Source organism: Vibrio sp. (assembly GCF_047973365.1).
Lineage (GTDB): Bacteria > Pseudomonadota > Gammaproteobacteria > Enterobacterales > Vibrionaceae > Vibrio.
This window is the reverse complement of the sequence record NZ_JBKEBW010000081.1, coordinates 1-14,977: the sequence shown is the minus strand read 5'-3', so window position 1 is coordinate 14,977 and position 14,977 is coordinate 1. Positions and strand designations below refer to the sequence as shown.

Below are 14,977 nucleotides of genomic sequence, written 5' to 3'. Positions count from 1 at the left end.
GTCGAGAAAAGGAAACTGTTTAGATAATGCAGTGGCTGAAAACTTCTTCGCTTTACTCAAAACAGAGATGTATCACGGTCAAAGCTTCACTGATGCTGATGAACTGATTGCAAATATCGAAGAATATATAGAGTATTACAATACAAAACGGATTAAGGTGAAATTTAAAGGCCTGACTCCGATAGAATATCGAAATCAGGCCTTGCAAGCCGCTTAACAGAAATGTCCAACTTTATGGGGTCACTTCACAGAGCATGGGAACGAGGATTCTCTTAACTGATTGGCATTACAGCCAAGTGTTGGGCTTTTTCTTTCTCTGTTCTATACCTAAAGAGAGACATTCCAAATCTCTAAATTTATAGGTCTGCTACTGCCAAAAACGGCGTGTTTTTTGCTACCTAAACGGTGCAACACAAGAAAAGATTAATCGTAAATTAGCAATTTTAAAAGTTGGTACGCTAATTGCTTTTAATCTATGACTAACGGTCAGTTCTTATCTAAGAGGCAAAGTATGGCTATTTCTTTTGACAACGCACTCGGCATACACCAGCACACGGTGGGTGTTCGTGAACGCAATGCAGAGGTTATCTCTAGCAACATTGCGCAAGCGAATACACCTGGGTACAAAGCGAAAGGAATGGACTTCAAAAAAGCTTTGCAGGCGGCAAGTTCGGGGGCAAGCATTGGTCTTAGCCGTACGGACGGTCGGCATATTTCTGCCTCTACGACTGTGGCAGGGGAAACGCTTTACCGCGTTCCCACTCAACCTGACACCGGTGATGGCAACACGGTGGATGTGGATTTAGAGCGTAACTTGTTTATGCAAAACCAGATTCGTCATCAGGCATCACTCGACTTCTTAGGAAGTAAATTCAAGAACTTAACCAAAGCAATCAGAGGGGAGTAATTTAGATGAGCTTATTTAATGTGTTTAACACAACAGGTTCTGCGATGAGCGCTGAGTCTGTTCGTCTAAATACCACCTCCAGTAACCTTGCTAACGCGGACAGTATCAGTAGCTCTGCTAAAGATACTTACAAGGCGCGTCATGCAGTGTTCGGTGCCGAGTTAAGTAAAGCACGTTATAACCGCGACCCAAACGTGCCGGTGAAAGTGTTAGGTATTGTGGAAAGTGATAAACCACTGACTGCGGAGTTCAACCCTGATCACCCACTTGCAAATGACGAAGGTTATATTTACAAACCTAACGTCAATGTAATGGAAGAAATGGCAAATATGATTTCTGCATCACGTTCATATCAAACGAACGTACAAGTTGCAGATGCAAGTAAACAAATGCTGCTGCGTACGCTGCAGATGGGTCAATAAGGATAAGGAGTTAGCGTATGGCCGGAATAGATAACATTGGTCAAAGCGGCTTGTCCTATGTTGACCAGCTGAAAGCTCTTCAAGATCAGAAGAAACCGAATGAGACCACAGGTAAACAAGATCTTAAACAAGAAGATTTTCTTTCCCTGCTCACGAAGCAACTTTCTCAGCAAGACCCTTTCAAGCCGGTCAGCAATGATCAGATGATTGCGCAAATGGCATCATTTGCGACGGTTGATGGTATTGGCAAGATGAACACTCAGTTTGAGAGTTTAAACTCAGCCATGACCTCTAACCAAGCCTTGCAAGCATCGTCACTGGTAGGTCGTGATGTACTGGTTCCTGGTGCTGCAGGTGTGAAGAAAGATGATGCAGGCATGGCGGCAATGGTGAAGCTTCCAAGTTCGGTAGACAACTTGTTTGTTCGTATCGAAGACGAAATGGGACAGCTAGTTCGTACTATGGACGTAGGAGCGAAACCGGCCGGTGACAACCGTGTCGAATGGGATGGAAAAGATCAAAACGGTAATCCATTGCCGGCTGGCAAATACAAAGTAAAAGCGGCTGGTCTACTTGATGGGGCAAGTACTGAATTCGGTGTATCAACATACGCTAATGTCAATAGTGTTCTATTAGGTAAAGGTGATGGTAACGTACTACTCAATCTAGCTGGTTTCACATCACCAGTGAAACTTGCTGAAGTACTTGAAGTTGGCAAAGCATAGTTATGCTAGCTAGATAGGAGAATTTGGAATGTCATATGTATCTCTTAGCGGTTTATCTGCTGCTCAGTTAGACCTGAACACCACCAGTAACAACATTGCGAACGCAAACACATTCGGCTTTAAAGAGTCTCGTGCTGAGTTCGGTGATGTTTACTCAAGCTCTTTATTTACCAACGCTAAAACTGCTCCTGGCGGCGGCGTTCAAGCGAATAAAGTTGCCCAGCAGTTCCACGAAGGTTCAAGTATTTATACCAACAACCCAATGGACTTACGTATCTCGGGCACGGGCTTTTTCGCGGTATCTAAAGATCGCCTCGTTCCACAACAAAATGAATTGACGCGTAACGGTGCTTTCCACATCAACAAAGACAATTACATGGTGACGTCGAATGATGAGTTCCTACTGGGTTATCAGGTAAACCCTGATACAGGTGATGTGCTTTCGTATGAACCACAACCACTGAACATTCCAGCTGAGTTTGGTAAACCAAAACAAACGGCAAACATTGAAGTAGGTGTGAACCTTCCGGCAAACGGCGAGCTGAAAGATCCAGCGCTGTTTGACTACAATGACCCTGAAACTTACAACCGCTCAACGTCATCGACCATTTATGACTCAATGGGGCAGTCGTATAAGTTAACTACGTACTATTTGAAAGACCAAAGTCAGTCAAACTCGTGGCAAACTTATTACACTGTGACTGACAAAGAAGGTGAGAAGCCTTTGAATATCACTGGCGGTGATGCAACAACCGCCAGTGGTCAAGTCGGTCACACCATGAGATTTAACAATGACGGTACGTTGGCAAGTATAAATAACGGGCAGCCAATTGTTTCTGAACCACTAGGCGCAGGTGCTAACCCACTTAACCTAAATGGCGCAGATGTAAACCAAACACTCTCCTTTGGTCTCGATTCAGCAACTCAGTTTGCTGCACCATTTGAATTGACTAAATTTGATGAAGATGGCGCAACAACGGGTTTCTTAACTAAGATCGACTTTGACGAAAATGGTAGTGTGTTAGGCACTTACTCAAACGGTGAAAACGTCACCTTAGGTCGTGTTGCGTTAGTTCGTGTATCTAACGAACAAGGTCTGGATAAGAAAGGTGGCACTCAATGGGATTCAACTCAGTTCTCTGGCGACAAGATCTGGGGGGAATCAAACAAAGGCTCTTTCGGTTCGATCAACAACGGTACTCTAGAGCAATCCAACATTGATATGACCCAAGAGTTAGTGGATTTGATCTCTGCTCAACGTAACTTCCAGGCAAACTCACGTGCGCTAGAAGTTCACAACCAGCTACAACAAAACATCCTGCAGATTCGATAATACGATCTTCGTATCTATGATCATCTGGTCTATCAAGCCAGCGGCAACGCTGGCTTGATAGGATTACCCGTTTTGCCACATTGCCGCGGCAACTTTCCCCTTCGATATCCCTTCATTTTTCTCTAATTTATTGTTTTATAATTAAAATAAAACTTGGCACATCTATTGCTTTATTATTCGTAACAGACGAATTTTGGAGCAAATTATGGACCGTGCATTGTTTCTCGCTATGAGTGGCGCAAAGCAAAATATGCAAGCGATGCAGCTAAAAGCGAACAACTTGGCTAACGTAAGCACAACCGGTTTTCGTGCCGACTTAGCACAAGCTCGTTCTATGCAAGCATACGGTGACGGTCTGCCTAGCCGAGTGTTCAGTATGACTGAACGCCCTGGAAACAATTTCCAGCAAGGCAGCGTGATCACTACGGGACGTGATTTGGACGTGACGATTCAAGGTAATGGCTGGATTGCGGTGCAAGATAAAACCGGCGCTGAAGGCTTAACTCGTAACGGCAATTTGCAGATCGATCAAACCGGGCTTTTGCTCAACGGTAATGGTCATTTAGTACTTGGTGAAGCGGGCGCTCCGATCACGTTACCAGTACCAGTGACAAAAGTTGAAATCGGCAATGACGGTACTATCTCTGTTCGCCCGCAAGGGGCTCCTGCGGATGCGATGGAAATTGTCGACCGAATCAAACTTGTTCGTCCAAGCAACCAAGATTTATATAAAGATGTAAATGGTCTTTTCCGCGCAAAAGATCCCAACGCGGCATACGACGCAGATGCCAATGTAAAAATTCTGACCAGAGCCTTAGAAGGAAGTAACGTCAACGCGGTTGGTGAAATGACCAGCCTGATTGAGTTACAGCGTCAGTTTGAAATGCAAGTCAAAATGATGAGCACGGCAGAAGACATGGATAAATCATCCGACTCTCTGCTTCGTATGAGCTAACCAATTGAAAGGAAATTAGTATGCAGCCGGCATTATGGGTAAGTAAAACAGGCCTCGACGCGCAGCAAACCAATATTGCGACGATTTCGAACAACTTAGCAAACGCATCAACGGTTGGTTACAAGAAGAGTCGTGCCGTGTTTGAAGATTTGTTCTATCAAAATATTAACCAACCTGGTGGTCAGTCGTCTCAGAACACTGAACTACCTAGTGGTTTGATGTTAGGTGCGGGTTCTAAAGTCGTGGCAACACAAAAAGTACACACGAACGGTAACGCACAAACGACCACCAACAGTCTGGATATGATGATCGAAGGAGATGGTTTTTTCCAAATCCTGATGCCAGACGGCAACATAGGTTATTCGCGAAACGGTCAGTTTACGCTGAACGATGAAGGTGTGATAGTCACGTCAGGTGCGGGCTACCCGTTAGATCCTGAAATTGTGGTTCCACAAGACGCTATATCCATCACTATTGGCAATGACGGTGAAGTCTCTGCCCGTATTCGTGGTCAGCAAGATAACCAAGTGTTAGGTCAGATCACAACGGTAGACTTCATCAACCCGGGCGGTTTAGAGCCGATTGGTCAGAATCTTTACTTGCCGACAGGGGCAAGTGGTGATCCTCAAGAAGGTGTACCGGGTTTAGACGGACTAGGCAGTATTCGGCAATCGATGTTGGAAAGCTCTAACGTTAACGTAACTGAAGAGTTGGTCAACATGATTGAAGCGCAACGTGTTTACGAGATGAACTCGAAAGTTATCTCTGCGGTAGACAAGATGATGAGCTATGCGAACCAACAGCTATAAGCCCTATATAGCTATGTAACCCAATAGCTATAATCCAATAACAATCAGTTTGCTTGATGATGAGTGATTGAGAGATAGTGATGATGAAACGTTTAATTAGCCTAATTTTTATTTTGACCTTATCTGGCTGCGGAATATTGCCAGAAGAAGTCGAAACCTCAGACGTCGCTGCCGGAACTACGGTCGTTGATGCTGTCGAAGGTGACAAATCCTCAGAAGAGGATACCGGTGTTGTTGATACACTACGTAAACGTACGGATCCTGTGGCTGGTGATCCGGCATGGGCACCCATTCATCCTAAAGCAAAACCAGAACACTATGCTGCAGAAACGGGGTCGCTCTTTAATTTAGCAAACTCTACTAGCCTATACGATGATTCTAAGCCCCGTGGCGTCGGTGACATTATTACTGTTAATTTGGATGAAAAAACCAAGGCGGCAAAGAGCGCAGATGCCGATCTGTCAAAATCTAATGATGCATCGATGGATCCACTTGCGGTTGGCGGGCAAAACTTAACCGTCGGTGATTATAATTTCTCGTATGCATTAAAAAATGACAATAAATTCAGCGGCAGTGCTGAAGCGAACCAGAGCAACAGTATTTCGGGTGCGATTACAGTCGAAGTGACGGAAGTTTTAGCTAACGGCAACCTAGTGATTCGTGGTGAAAAATGGATAAGTCTGAACACTGGTGATGAGTATATTCGTTTAAGCGGCACGATTCGTCCTGATGATATTGATTTCGATAACACCATTGCTTCTACGCGTATTTCTAACGCGCGAATTCAATATTCTGGCACCGGAACCAACCAAGATATGCAAGAACCTGGATTCTTGGCACGATTTTTTAATGTCTCACTGTAGATTAAGCTCCACAGTCGAACAATTGACATTTTTAAGTTGATATCGATGAGGCCTAATTGGCCTCATTTGTTTTTTGGAATTCAGGTCGGCAGACCTAACGTTAACGGTAACCCACTATGAAAAAACTCACTTTATTATTGATGATGCTAGTAACAGCAAGCGCTAACGCTGCTCGCATCAAAGATGTTGCTCAAGTAGCAGGTGTGCGTAATAACCAATTAGTGGGCTACGGTTTGGTCACTGGTTTGCCGGGGACTGGTGAGTCAACACCATTTACCGACCAAAGCTTTAATGCCATGCTGCAAAGTTTCGGCATTCAATTGCCACCTGGCACGAAACCAAAAACCAAAAACGTTGCCGCTGTTATTGTGACTGCTGATTTGCCTGCATTCTCGAAGCAAGGTCAAACCGTGGATATTACGGTTTCTTCAATCGGCTCAGCAAAAAGCCTTCGTGGTGGCACATTGATGCAAACCTTTATGAAAGGTTTGGATGGTCAGGTGTACGCAGTGGCACAAGGCAATTTAGTTGTGAGCGGCTTTAGTGCTTCTGGCGCAGATGGTTCAAAAGTGGTGGGTAACAACCCTGCGGTGGGTATGATTTCCGGTGGTGCGATTGTTGAACGTGAAGTACCGACACCATTTGGTCGCGGTGATTTTATTACCTTTAACTTGCTCGAATCTGATTTCACGACAGCACAACGCATGGCAGACGCGGTCAATGATTTTCTGGGCCCACAAATGGCCTCAGCCGTTGATGCTGCTTCGGTTCGTGTTCGCGCACCACGCGATGTCAGTCAACGTGTTGCATTTCTCTCAGCCATTGAAAATTTAGATTTTGACCCAGCAGACGGCTCGGCAAAAATCATTGTTAACTCACGTACAGGTACTATTGTCGTTGGGCAGCATGTTCGCCTAAAACCGGCGGCAGTGACCCATGGCGGTATGACCGTTGCAATTAAAGAAAATCTCAATGTAAGTCAACCTAATGCATTCTCTGGCGGTCAAACGGTTGTGGTTCCTGATTCGACCATTGAAGTGGAAGAGAAGCAGGGCAAGATGTTTAAACTTGAACCCGGTGTCACGCTAGATGAACTTGTCCGTGCGGTAAATGAAGTTGGTGCAGCTCCTTCTGACTTGATGGCAATTTTGCAAGCGCTAAAACAAGCGGGTGCGCTTGAAGGTCAACTGATCATTATCTAAGGGGATTAAGATGATTAATAACTCTAACGATATTGGCTTTATTCATGACATTGCCAGCTTAGATAAACTGCGTCAGCAAGCCGTCGGTGGTGATGAAGGTTCCGAAAAAGCGGCTTTAACGGCAGCGGCACGACAATTTGAATCGATTTTTACCAACATGATGTTGAAATCGATGCGTGATGCAAACTCTGGTTTTAAATCTGAGCTGTTTAATAGCCAAAATGAAGACTTTTACCGCCAAATGCTCGATGAGCAGATGACCAGTGAACTGAGTGCATCAGGCTCTCTTGGCTTAGCAGATATGATTGTGGCTCAGTTGTCTGCTGGTGAGAAATCACCAACAGGCGGCGAAGATGCATTCCAAGAAGCGATGCGTCGTGTGGAGCGTTCTCGCGAAGCTCAGGCAAACCGAGCTGAAATGAGTGATGACAGTGAATTCGCAATGGTGAATGGCACGGCTGCCGCGGCTGAACCGGTAGCAAATTTTGAATCACCGCGTTCATTTGTTTCATCATTGAAGCCTTTTGCGGATAAAGCGGCAAAAACGTTGGGCATTGATGCCTCTCTACTAATTGCTCAAGCGGCATTGGAAACCGGCTGGGGACAGAAAGTGGTTAAAAATGCCCGCGGTAGTAGCAATAATCTTTTCAACATCAAAGCGGACCGTAGCTGGCAAGGAAACAAAGTTGCCACGCAAACTTTGGAATACCATCAGAATACGCCTGTAATGGAAAAAGCCACATTCCGTTCTTACGACTCTTTCCAGGATAGCTTTAACGACTATGTTCGTTTCTTGGAACAGAACCCTCGTTACAATACGGCACTTAACCATCAAGGCAGTGACGAAGAGTTTATCCGAGGTATTCATCAAGCGGGTTATGCGACCGATCCTCAATACGCTGATAAAGTCCTCCGAGTGAAGTCTCAAATTGACCAAATGGACGAATTGTAATCAGTTTTAGCCGGAGATATTTCTCCGGTTTTTTTGCCTCTCAATATTTACCTTAATAATTAATTCTTCTTACATTTCCTGCACTTATTAACAAAAAATAAAAATGGCACACATGTTGCTTTATACCCTGTAGATAGTCAGTGAACACTGATGTTTTATTCGTTTTTTGGGGGCAGTATGGCGTCTGATCTTCTGAATGTGGGAACGCAAAGCGTATTAACCGCTCAGAGACAACTCAATACAACAGGTCATAACATTTCTAATGTTAATACAGAGGGTTACAGTCGTCAGTCTGTGATCCAAGGGACCAATATGCCTCGCCAATACGGCGGACAAAGCTATGGTATGGGCGTGCATGTGGACAATGTTCGCCGCTCATGGGATCAGTTTGCCGTTAAAGAGCTCAACATTGCCACTTCCGAATATGCGTTTAAGAGTGATACTGAACAAAATCTCGATATGTTATCTAAATTGCTCTCATCGGTAGCGTCTAAGAAAATTCCAGAGAACCTCAACGAATGGTTTGATGCGGTTAAAAGCTTAGCTGACTCACCAAACGATGTGGGCGCACGTAAAGTGGTATTGGAAAAAGCCAATCTGATTTCTCAGAACTTAAACGATTTCCATGAAACTGTGCGTCGTCAATTTGATGTGACCAACAAAGGTCTTGATGTCGGTGTGGAACGCATTAACCAAATCGCCATTGAAATTCGAGACTTGCAGCGCTTGATGATGAAAGTGCCAGGTCCTCATAACGACCTGATGGACCAGCACGAAAAGCTAGTGGCTGAACTTGCTGAGTATACTAATGTGACTGTCACTCCTCGTAAAAATGCGGAAGGATTTAATGTTCACATTGGTAACGGTCACACACTGGTATCCGGCACTGAAGCAAGTCAGTTGAAGATGATGGATGGTTATCCTGATGTTAAACAGCGTCGTCTTGCCATGGTTGAAGGTAACGCAATTAAACCGATTACGGCAAAAGACATTGGCGGCAAAATTGGCGCTTTAATGGACATGCGTGACGAACATATCCCTTATGTTATGGATGAAATTGGTCGTTTGGCAACGTCATTCTCATATGAGGTGAATAAGTTGCAATGGCAAGGTTTGGATCTACGTGGTGATGTAGGGCATAACATTTTTTCTGATGTGAACTCAGATATAGCTGCGCGTGATCGTGTTGTGACGCCAGCAGATTCAAAAGCCGATCTCGCCGTTTACATTGACGATATTAGCCAACTGAGCGGTGGTGAGTATTCACTATCTTATAACGGCAGCGATTATGTCATTACGCGTCCGAGTGGCGAACAAGTCATTGTGCAGGAATCTCGCGGCAATATTTATTTCGATGGTATGCGAATTCAAATCAATAATGACCCAAAAACTGGCGAGCGCATGATTTTACGTCCTACTCGTAACGGTGCTAAAGACATTAAGCTTATCACCGACGATCCGGCGAAAATTGCCGCTCAAAGTTATGAAGCATCAACCACTCTTGCTCAGGGCAAAGCGAAGTTCAAAATCCTTGAAGCGGGCGAAATTCGTGAGTTCGAAGTCGTCATTTCTCCGCTTGGTGATCAGTTTGCGGTGACGGATACCAAGGGCAATATCTTATTGGAACCTCAAGATTATCCACCGTCAGGCCCTGTTAATGTCCAAGGCACTATTTTTGAACTCTCCGGCGGTGCATTGCCGGATGATAAATTTACGGCAAACCTTGTTGCTTCAGAAGGTGACAACGGCAACTTACGTAAAATGATCAACATTCAAACCGATAAAGAGATGAATGATAACAACTCAACCATCATCGATCTCTACCACAATCTCAATACGGATTTTGGTTTGAAGCTTTCAACCGCCTCACGTTTGACCGACGTTTCTCGATTAGAAAAGCAGTCTGCACAAGAGCGCATTGCTTCAGTTTCTGGTGTCAATCTGGATGAAGAAGCGGCAAACATGATGAAGTTTCAACAAGCTTATATGGCATCGTCTCGCATCATCCAAGCATCGAACGATACGTTTAACACTATTTTACAGTTGAGATAGGAGGAAGAATAAATGTTAACTCGAATTTCCAGCTTCCATAACTATCAATCTGTTCAAAACGACATGCGTCGTCAAGAATCGAAAGTTCATCATAACCAAGCACAACTTGCTTCAGGTAAAAAACTTTTGTCGGCGGCAGATAATCCGTTAGCGACACACTATATCCAAAATGTTTCTCAACAAGAGGAACAGATACGCCAGTATTTAGATGCGATTACTTTGGTGAGAAATCGCCTTGAACACCAAGAGGTTATTGTTACCAACGCAGAAGAGTTTGCCGATCAGGCTAAGCGCCACGTGATGGAAATGATCAACGGTACTTTGTCGAGTGAAGATCGTGGTGCGTTAGCTCGCCAAATTCAAGAAATTTCAAATAACTTTCTGAATTTAGCCAATGTTCAGGATGAGATGGGTAACTATATCTTTGCCGGTACTAAGCCTAAAAATCAGCCGTTTTTCCGGGATAACGCAGGCAATGTAACCTACTCCGGTGATGATTATCAGAGAAAAATGAAGATATCTAATAGTTTAGAGATCCCATTTAACACACCGGGCAGCAAGATCTTCATGGAAATTGCAAACCCATTTGGTGACTACGAACCTAACTATGCATTGCAAGAAGGTTCTGAGCTGCTACTTGAACGTGCGTCCAACAGTGATGTGGATGATACGGCTACTTATAAAGTGACTTTCGTTGATATGGAGAACGGCAAGTTTGGTTATCAACTTGAGCGTAACGGTAGCATTGTTCAGGCTGATGAGTTTGACGGCAAAACCGGAATTCAATACCAAGGTTTATCGATCGCTATTAAAGGGCAAATCACCAAAGGTGATTCTATTAGCATCGAGCCGCGTAAAACTTTCAGCATTTTCGACAGTTTTAAAGATGCCGTCGAATACTCATCTCGCTCGGTATCCGATGCGTCTTCGACAGCAAAACTACATCAAGTGATAGAAGAACTGCATACGGCTTTCATTCACTTGAACAAGTCGCACACTAATATCGGTGCTAGTTTGAGCTCGTTAGATATTCAAGAAGAACAACACGAAGATTTCAAAATCAGCTTAGCAAAGTCAAAAAGTCAGTTTGAAGATTTGGACTATGCAGAAGCTGTGATTGAATTCAACGAAAACTCCCGAGCATTGCAAGCGTCTCAGCAAGCGTTCGGCAAAACTAAAGATTTAACTCTGTTTAATTACATCTAACTTGAGTGCCATATGAGCAATGCCATATGAGCAAAGTGAAATGTGATGAATAAAACAACCATTGCCGCTTAACCGATTGATTGGAAATTAGTCAATAAGAAGGCGGCAAATACGCGGCAAAGAGCTATTGCCGCAGGCTATGAATCTCTCAATGTTCTAGCGTTATTAAATTGAGGTTTCTAGTAACTTATTGAAATTTAGTTGATTTTAAAATATTTAAACTAAATTTTAAAGTTGGCACACATATTGAATTAGTAATATCAGTGTTAATTAAACAATTTTTTAAGTCGGCACAGGGTGCAGATTTAGCAAGTTATTTACGGTCAGTGCTTCCAAAGAGTAAAGCTGACCGCTTCGCAAAATACTTGCGGACTCGATAGGAGAGCAAACTATGACCATTAATGTAAATACCAACGTGTCGGCAATGACTGCGCAGCGTTATCTAAACAAAGCGACTGGCGAGCTAAACACATCTATGGAACGCTTGTCGTCTGGTAACCGCATCAACAGTGCGAAAGACGATGCCGCGGGCCTACAAATTTCTAACCGTTTGACGGCTCAGTCTCGTGGTCTGGATGTCGCAATGCGCAATGCCAACGATGGTATTTCGATTGCACAGACTGCAGAAGGTGCAATGAATGAGTCAACCAGCATCCTACAACGTATGCGTGACCTATCTTTGCAATCAGCGAACGGCACCAACTCGTTATCTGAACGTACAGCACTGAATGAAGAAGTGTCTGCACTGCAAGACGAACTAAACCGTATCGCAGAAACCACCTCATTCGGTGGACGTAAACTGCTTAACGGTTCATTTGGTGAGGCATCATTCCAGATTGGTTCTAGTTCTGGTGAAGCAATCATTATGGGCTTAACCAGTATCCGTGCTGATGAACCTCGTATGGGTGGTATGGAGTACGTTTCAGAGCAGGGCAAAACAAAAGATTGGGGCGTACCAGCCAATGCAAATGAACTGACTTTCGAGTTTACTGGTAAAGACGGTGAGCCTCAGACGGTAAGTGTTCAAGCTAAAGTTGGTGACGATATCGAAGAACTTGCCACATACATCAATGGTCAAACAGACGTGTTCAAAGCGTCAGTAGACGAAGAGGGCAAGCTACAAATCTTCATTGCTGAACCAGACCTAGCACAAGACTTCAACATTGGCGGTAGTCTGGCTGGTGAACTGGGCTTGAGCACTGAAAGTGGTAAGTACATCACCGTTCAAGATATTGATGTTACTTCGGTTGGTGGCTCACAAAACGCGGTTGGTATTATTGACGCTGCGCTGAAATACGTAGATTCACAGCGTGCAGATCTAGGTGCGAAACAAAACCGTTTAAGCCACAGTATCAGTAACTTGGCGAACATCCAAGAAAACGTTGAAGCGTCTAAGAGTCGTATCAAAGATACCGATTTTGCGAAAGAAACAACGCAACTTACAAAATCTCAAATTCTGCAACAAGCGGGTACATCAATTCTCGCTCAAGCGAAACAGTTGCCAAACTCTGCAATTTCACTATTGCAGTAGTATTAGGACTCTTCATTAATAAGTCTAGACGTAGGCTAATGAAGACCCTTTGGCAAAGTATGTTCATTAGAAAGTGGCAGGCTCTCTCAATCTACACCCTGCTTGTCACTGGATAATATTCATACGCCCCAGGTTGGCCGAAATGTGTTCATTTCTCTTGATCTCCACATGGCTTGGCTACCACCAACAGCCCCGGTTCTCTCAAAGGAAGGGGCTTTTCTTTTGCCTGTAATCTATTACTTTAGGTAAAAGTCTTTCTAAATATCCTTTCTTATTTCTGATTAATTGTAAAACATTGATTGTTATTGATTTTGTTTATTTTTAATCAAAGGTTATAGGTCGATTTGAACTACTTTGTTGAGACTTACCAATAAGATTAATACCATCCTAGATAAAAATATGATCAAATTGGGCATTGGTGGAACAGCGAATGGGCATCGAACACAAACACGCCTTATTTTTATAAGAACGTGCTTCCATGGGGCTCCGTTTAGCCATTCTTAGCTCAAAGGGTTTACTTATCAATGCCTATTCACTGATCAGCAATTTTCCAGAATGGTATTCGTTATGAAAAGCTGGAATACAGCAGATAAAACAAAACCCAGCCTAAGCTGGGTTTCATAATGATGGTGCGGAAAGAGAGACTTGAACTCTCACACCTTGCGGCGCCAGAACCTAAATCTGGTGCGTCTACCAATTTCGCCATTTCCGCATCTTAATCTGTAGATTAACTGAATATTGGTCTTCAATTAATCGTTGTAATAATGGCAGGTCTACCTTGAGCCGAAGCAGGAGGATAGACAGAGGCATCAGAAGCCTTGCTTGCCGTTATTCATTTTAATAAATGGCAGGTCTACCTGGATTCGAACCAGGGGATGGCGGCATCAAAAGCCGCTGCCTTACCGCTTGGCGATAGACCTACAGAGATGATTGCTCATCTAAATCATGGTGCGGAAAGAGAGACTTGAACTCTCACACCTTGCGGCGCCAGAACCTAAATCTGGTGCGTCTACCAATTTCGCCATTTCCGCATCTTAATCTGTAAATTAATTGAATTCAGAGTTCAATTAATTGTTGTAATAACTCGTCTAAAACCAGCTAGTTACCAATAATGGCAGATCTTCCTTGAGCCGAAGCAGGGGGATAGACGGGGCATCAAAAGCCTCGTTAGCCACTACCGTTTTGATAAATGGCCGGTCTACCTGGATTTGAGCCAGGGGGATAGACAGGGGCATCAAAAGCCTCGTTAGCCACTACCGTTTTAATAAATGGCAGGTCTACCTGGATTCGAACCAGGGGATGGCGGCATCAAAAGCCGCTGCCTTACCGCTTGGCGATAGACCTACAAAGATGATTGCTCATCTAAATATGGTGCGGAAAGAGAGACTTGAACTCTCACACCTTGCGGCGCCAGAACCTAAATCTGGTGCGTCTACCAATTTCGCCATTTCCGCATCTTAATCTGTAGATTAACTGAATATTGGTCTTCACTTAATCGTTGTAATGATTTGTTCTTCAAACAAAACACTTAAATAATGGCAGGTCTACCTGGATTCGAACCAGGGGGATAGACAGGGGCATCAAAAGCCTTGCTTGCCATTACCGTTTTAATAAATGGCAGGTCTACCTGGATTCGAACCAGGGGATGGCGGCATCAAAAGCCGCTGCCTTACCGCTTGGCTATAGACAAACAGAGATGATTGCTCATCTAAATAATGGTGCGGAAAGAGAGACTTGAACTCTCACACCTTGCGGCGCCAGAACCAAAATATGGTGCGTCTACCAATTTCGCCATGTCCGCATCTTAATCTGTAAATTAATTGAATTCAGAGTTCAATTAATTGTTGTAATAACTCGTCTAAAACCAGCTAGTTACCAATAATGGCAGATCTTCCTTGAGCCGAAGCAGGGGGATAGACGGGGCATCAAAAGCCTCGTTAGCCACTACCGTTTTGATAAATGGCCGGTCTACCTGGATTTGAGCCAGGGGGATAGACAGGGGCATCAAAAGCCTCGTTAG

13 protein-coding genes and 6 tRNA genes are annotated in these 14,977 nt (G+C 44.0%); 13 read left to right on the top strand and 6 right to left on the bottom strand.

The annotated features are described in order from the left end of the window. The 13 genes from ACK5MF_RS10965 to ACK5MF_RS10905 form a co-directional block, all read left to right on the top strand. The coding region (locus ACK5MF_RS10965; protein ID WP_416919910.1) for an IS3 family transposase at positions 1-217 on the top strand (217 nt) is incomplete at its 5' end. A 294-nt stretch (positions 218-511) separates the two neighbouring features. Continuing rightward, positions 512-907, top strand: a complete 396-nt coding sequence (gene flgB / locus ACK5MF_RS10960; RefSeq protein WP_416922114.1) for a flagellar basal body rod protein FlgB — start codon at positions 512-514, stop codon at positions 905-907. A 5-nt stretch (positions 908-912) separates the two neighbouring features. Then, positions 913-1,329 carry a flagellar basal body rod protein FlgC gene (gene flgC, locus ACK5MF_RS10955; protein ID WP_416922112.1) on the top strand — a complete coding sequence of 139 codons (417 nt, stop codon included), beginning with the start codon at positions 913-915 and terminating at the stop codon, positions 1,327-1,329. A gap of 17 nt (positions 1,330-1,346) precedes the next feature. Further along, on the top strand, positions 1,347-2,054 hold the full coding sequence (gene flgD / locus ACK5MF_RS10950; RefSeq protein ID WP_416922110.1) for a flagellar hook assembly protein FlgD: 708 nt from the start codon (positions 1,347-1,349) through the stop codon (positions 2,052-2,054). 28 nt (positions 2,055-2,082) lie between these two features. Next, positions 2,083-3,387, top strand: coding sequence for a flagellar hook protein FlgE (flgE, locus tag ACK5MF_RS10945; RefSeq protein ID WP_416922108.1), 1,305 nt, complete (start codon positions 2,083-2,085; stop codon positions 3,385-3,387). A gap of 205 nt (positions 3,388-3,592) precedes the next feature. Further along, positions 3,593-4,342, top strand: coding sequence for a flagellar basal-body rod protein FlgF (flgF, locus tag ACK5MF_RS10940; RefSeq protein ID WP_416922107.1), 750 nt, complete (start codon positions 3,593-3,595; stop codon positions 4,340-4,342). Between the two features lie 20 nt (positions 4,343-4,362). Further along, positions 4,363-5,151 carry a flagellar basal-body rod protein FlgG gene (flgG, locus tag ACK5MF_RS10935; protein WP_416922105.1) on the top strand — a complete coding sequence of 263 codons (789 nt, stop codon included), beginning with the start codon at positions 4,363-4,365 and terminating at the stop codon, positions 5,149-5,151. Positions 5,152-5,234: 83 nt separating this feature from the next. After that, a complete protein-coding gene (gene flgH / locus ACK5MF_RS10930) occupies positions 5,235-6,014 on the top strand; it encodes a flagellar basal body L-ring protein FlgH (protein ID WP_416922116.1) in 780 nt (259 codons plus the stop codon). A gap of 116 nt (positions 6,015-6,130) precedes the next feature. After that, positions 6,131-7,216, top strand: coding sequence for a flagellar basal body P-ring protein FlgI (locus tag ACK5MF_RS10925; RefSeq protein ID WP_416922104.1), 1,086 nt, complete (start codon positions 6,131-6,133; stop codon positions 7,214-7,216). Between the two features lie 10 nt (positions 7,217-7,226). Continuing rightward, the gene (flgJ, locus tag ACK5MF_RS10920) at positions 7,227-8,168 is read left to right on the top strand and encodes a flagellar assembly peptidoglycan hydrolase FlgJ (protein ID WP_416922102.1); all 942 of its coding nucleotides are present in this window, start codon (positions 7,227-7,229) and stop codon (positions 8,166-8,168) included. 177 nt (positions 8,169-8,345) lie between these two features. Further along, positions 8,346-10,220 (top strand): flagellar hook-associated protein FlgK, encoded by a 1,875-nt coding sequence (flgK, locus tag ACK5MF_RS10915; RefSeq protein WP_416922100.1) that lies wholly within the window; start codon positions 8,346-8,348, stop codon positions 10,218-10,220. Positions 10,221-10,232: 12 nt separating this feature from the next. Further along, positions 10,233-11,426, top strand: coding sequence for a flagellar hook-associated protein FlgL (gene flgL / locus ACK5MF_RS10910; protein ID WP_416922098.1), 1,194 nt, complete (start codon positions 10,233-10,235; stop codon positions 11,424-11,426). A 391-nt stretch (positions 11,427-11,817) separates the two neighbouring features. After that, on the top strand, positions 11,818-12,957 hold the full coding sequence (locus ACK5MF_RS10905) for a flagellin (RefSeq protein WP_416922096.1): 1,140 nt from the start codon (positions 11,818-11,820) through the stop codon (positions 12,955-12,957). A 627-nt stretch (positions 12,958-13,584) separates the two neighbouring features. On the opposite strand, the gene ACK5MF_RS10900 is transcribed toward ACK5MF_RS10905, so the two are convergent. The 6 genes from ACK5MF_RS10900 to ACK5MF_RS10875 all read right to left on the bottom strand — a co-directional run bounded on the left by ACK5MF_RS10900 (position 13,585) and on the right by ACK5MF_RS10875 (position 14,758). Continuing rightward, positions 13,585-13,669 (bottom strand) — tRNA-Leu (locus tag ACK5MF_RS10900). 133 nt (positions 13,670-13,802) lie between these two features. After that, positions 13,803-13,877 (bottom strand) — tRNA-Gln (locus tag ACK5MF_RS10895). A gap of 26 nt (positions 13,878-13,903) precedes the next feature. Further along, positions 13,904-13,988, bottom strand: a tRNA-Leu gene (locus tag ACK5MF_RS10890). 238 nt (positions 13,989-14,226) lie between these two features. Continuing rightward, positions 14,227-14,301 (bottom strand) — tRNA-Gln (locus ACK5MF_RS10885). Between the two features lie 25 nt (positions 14,302-14,326). Next, positions 14,327-14,411: transfer RNA gene (locus ACK5MF_RS10880), tRNA-Leu, on the bottom strand. 262 nt (positions 14,412-14,673) lie between these two features. Next, positions 14,674-14,758 (bottom strand) — tRNA-Gln (locus ACK5MF_RS10875). Positions 14,759-14,977 lie beyond the last annotated feature (219 nt).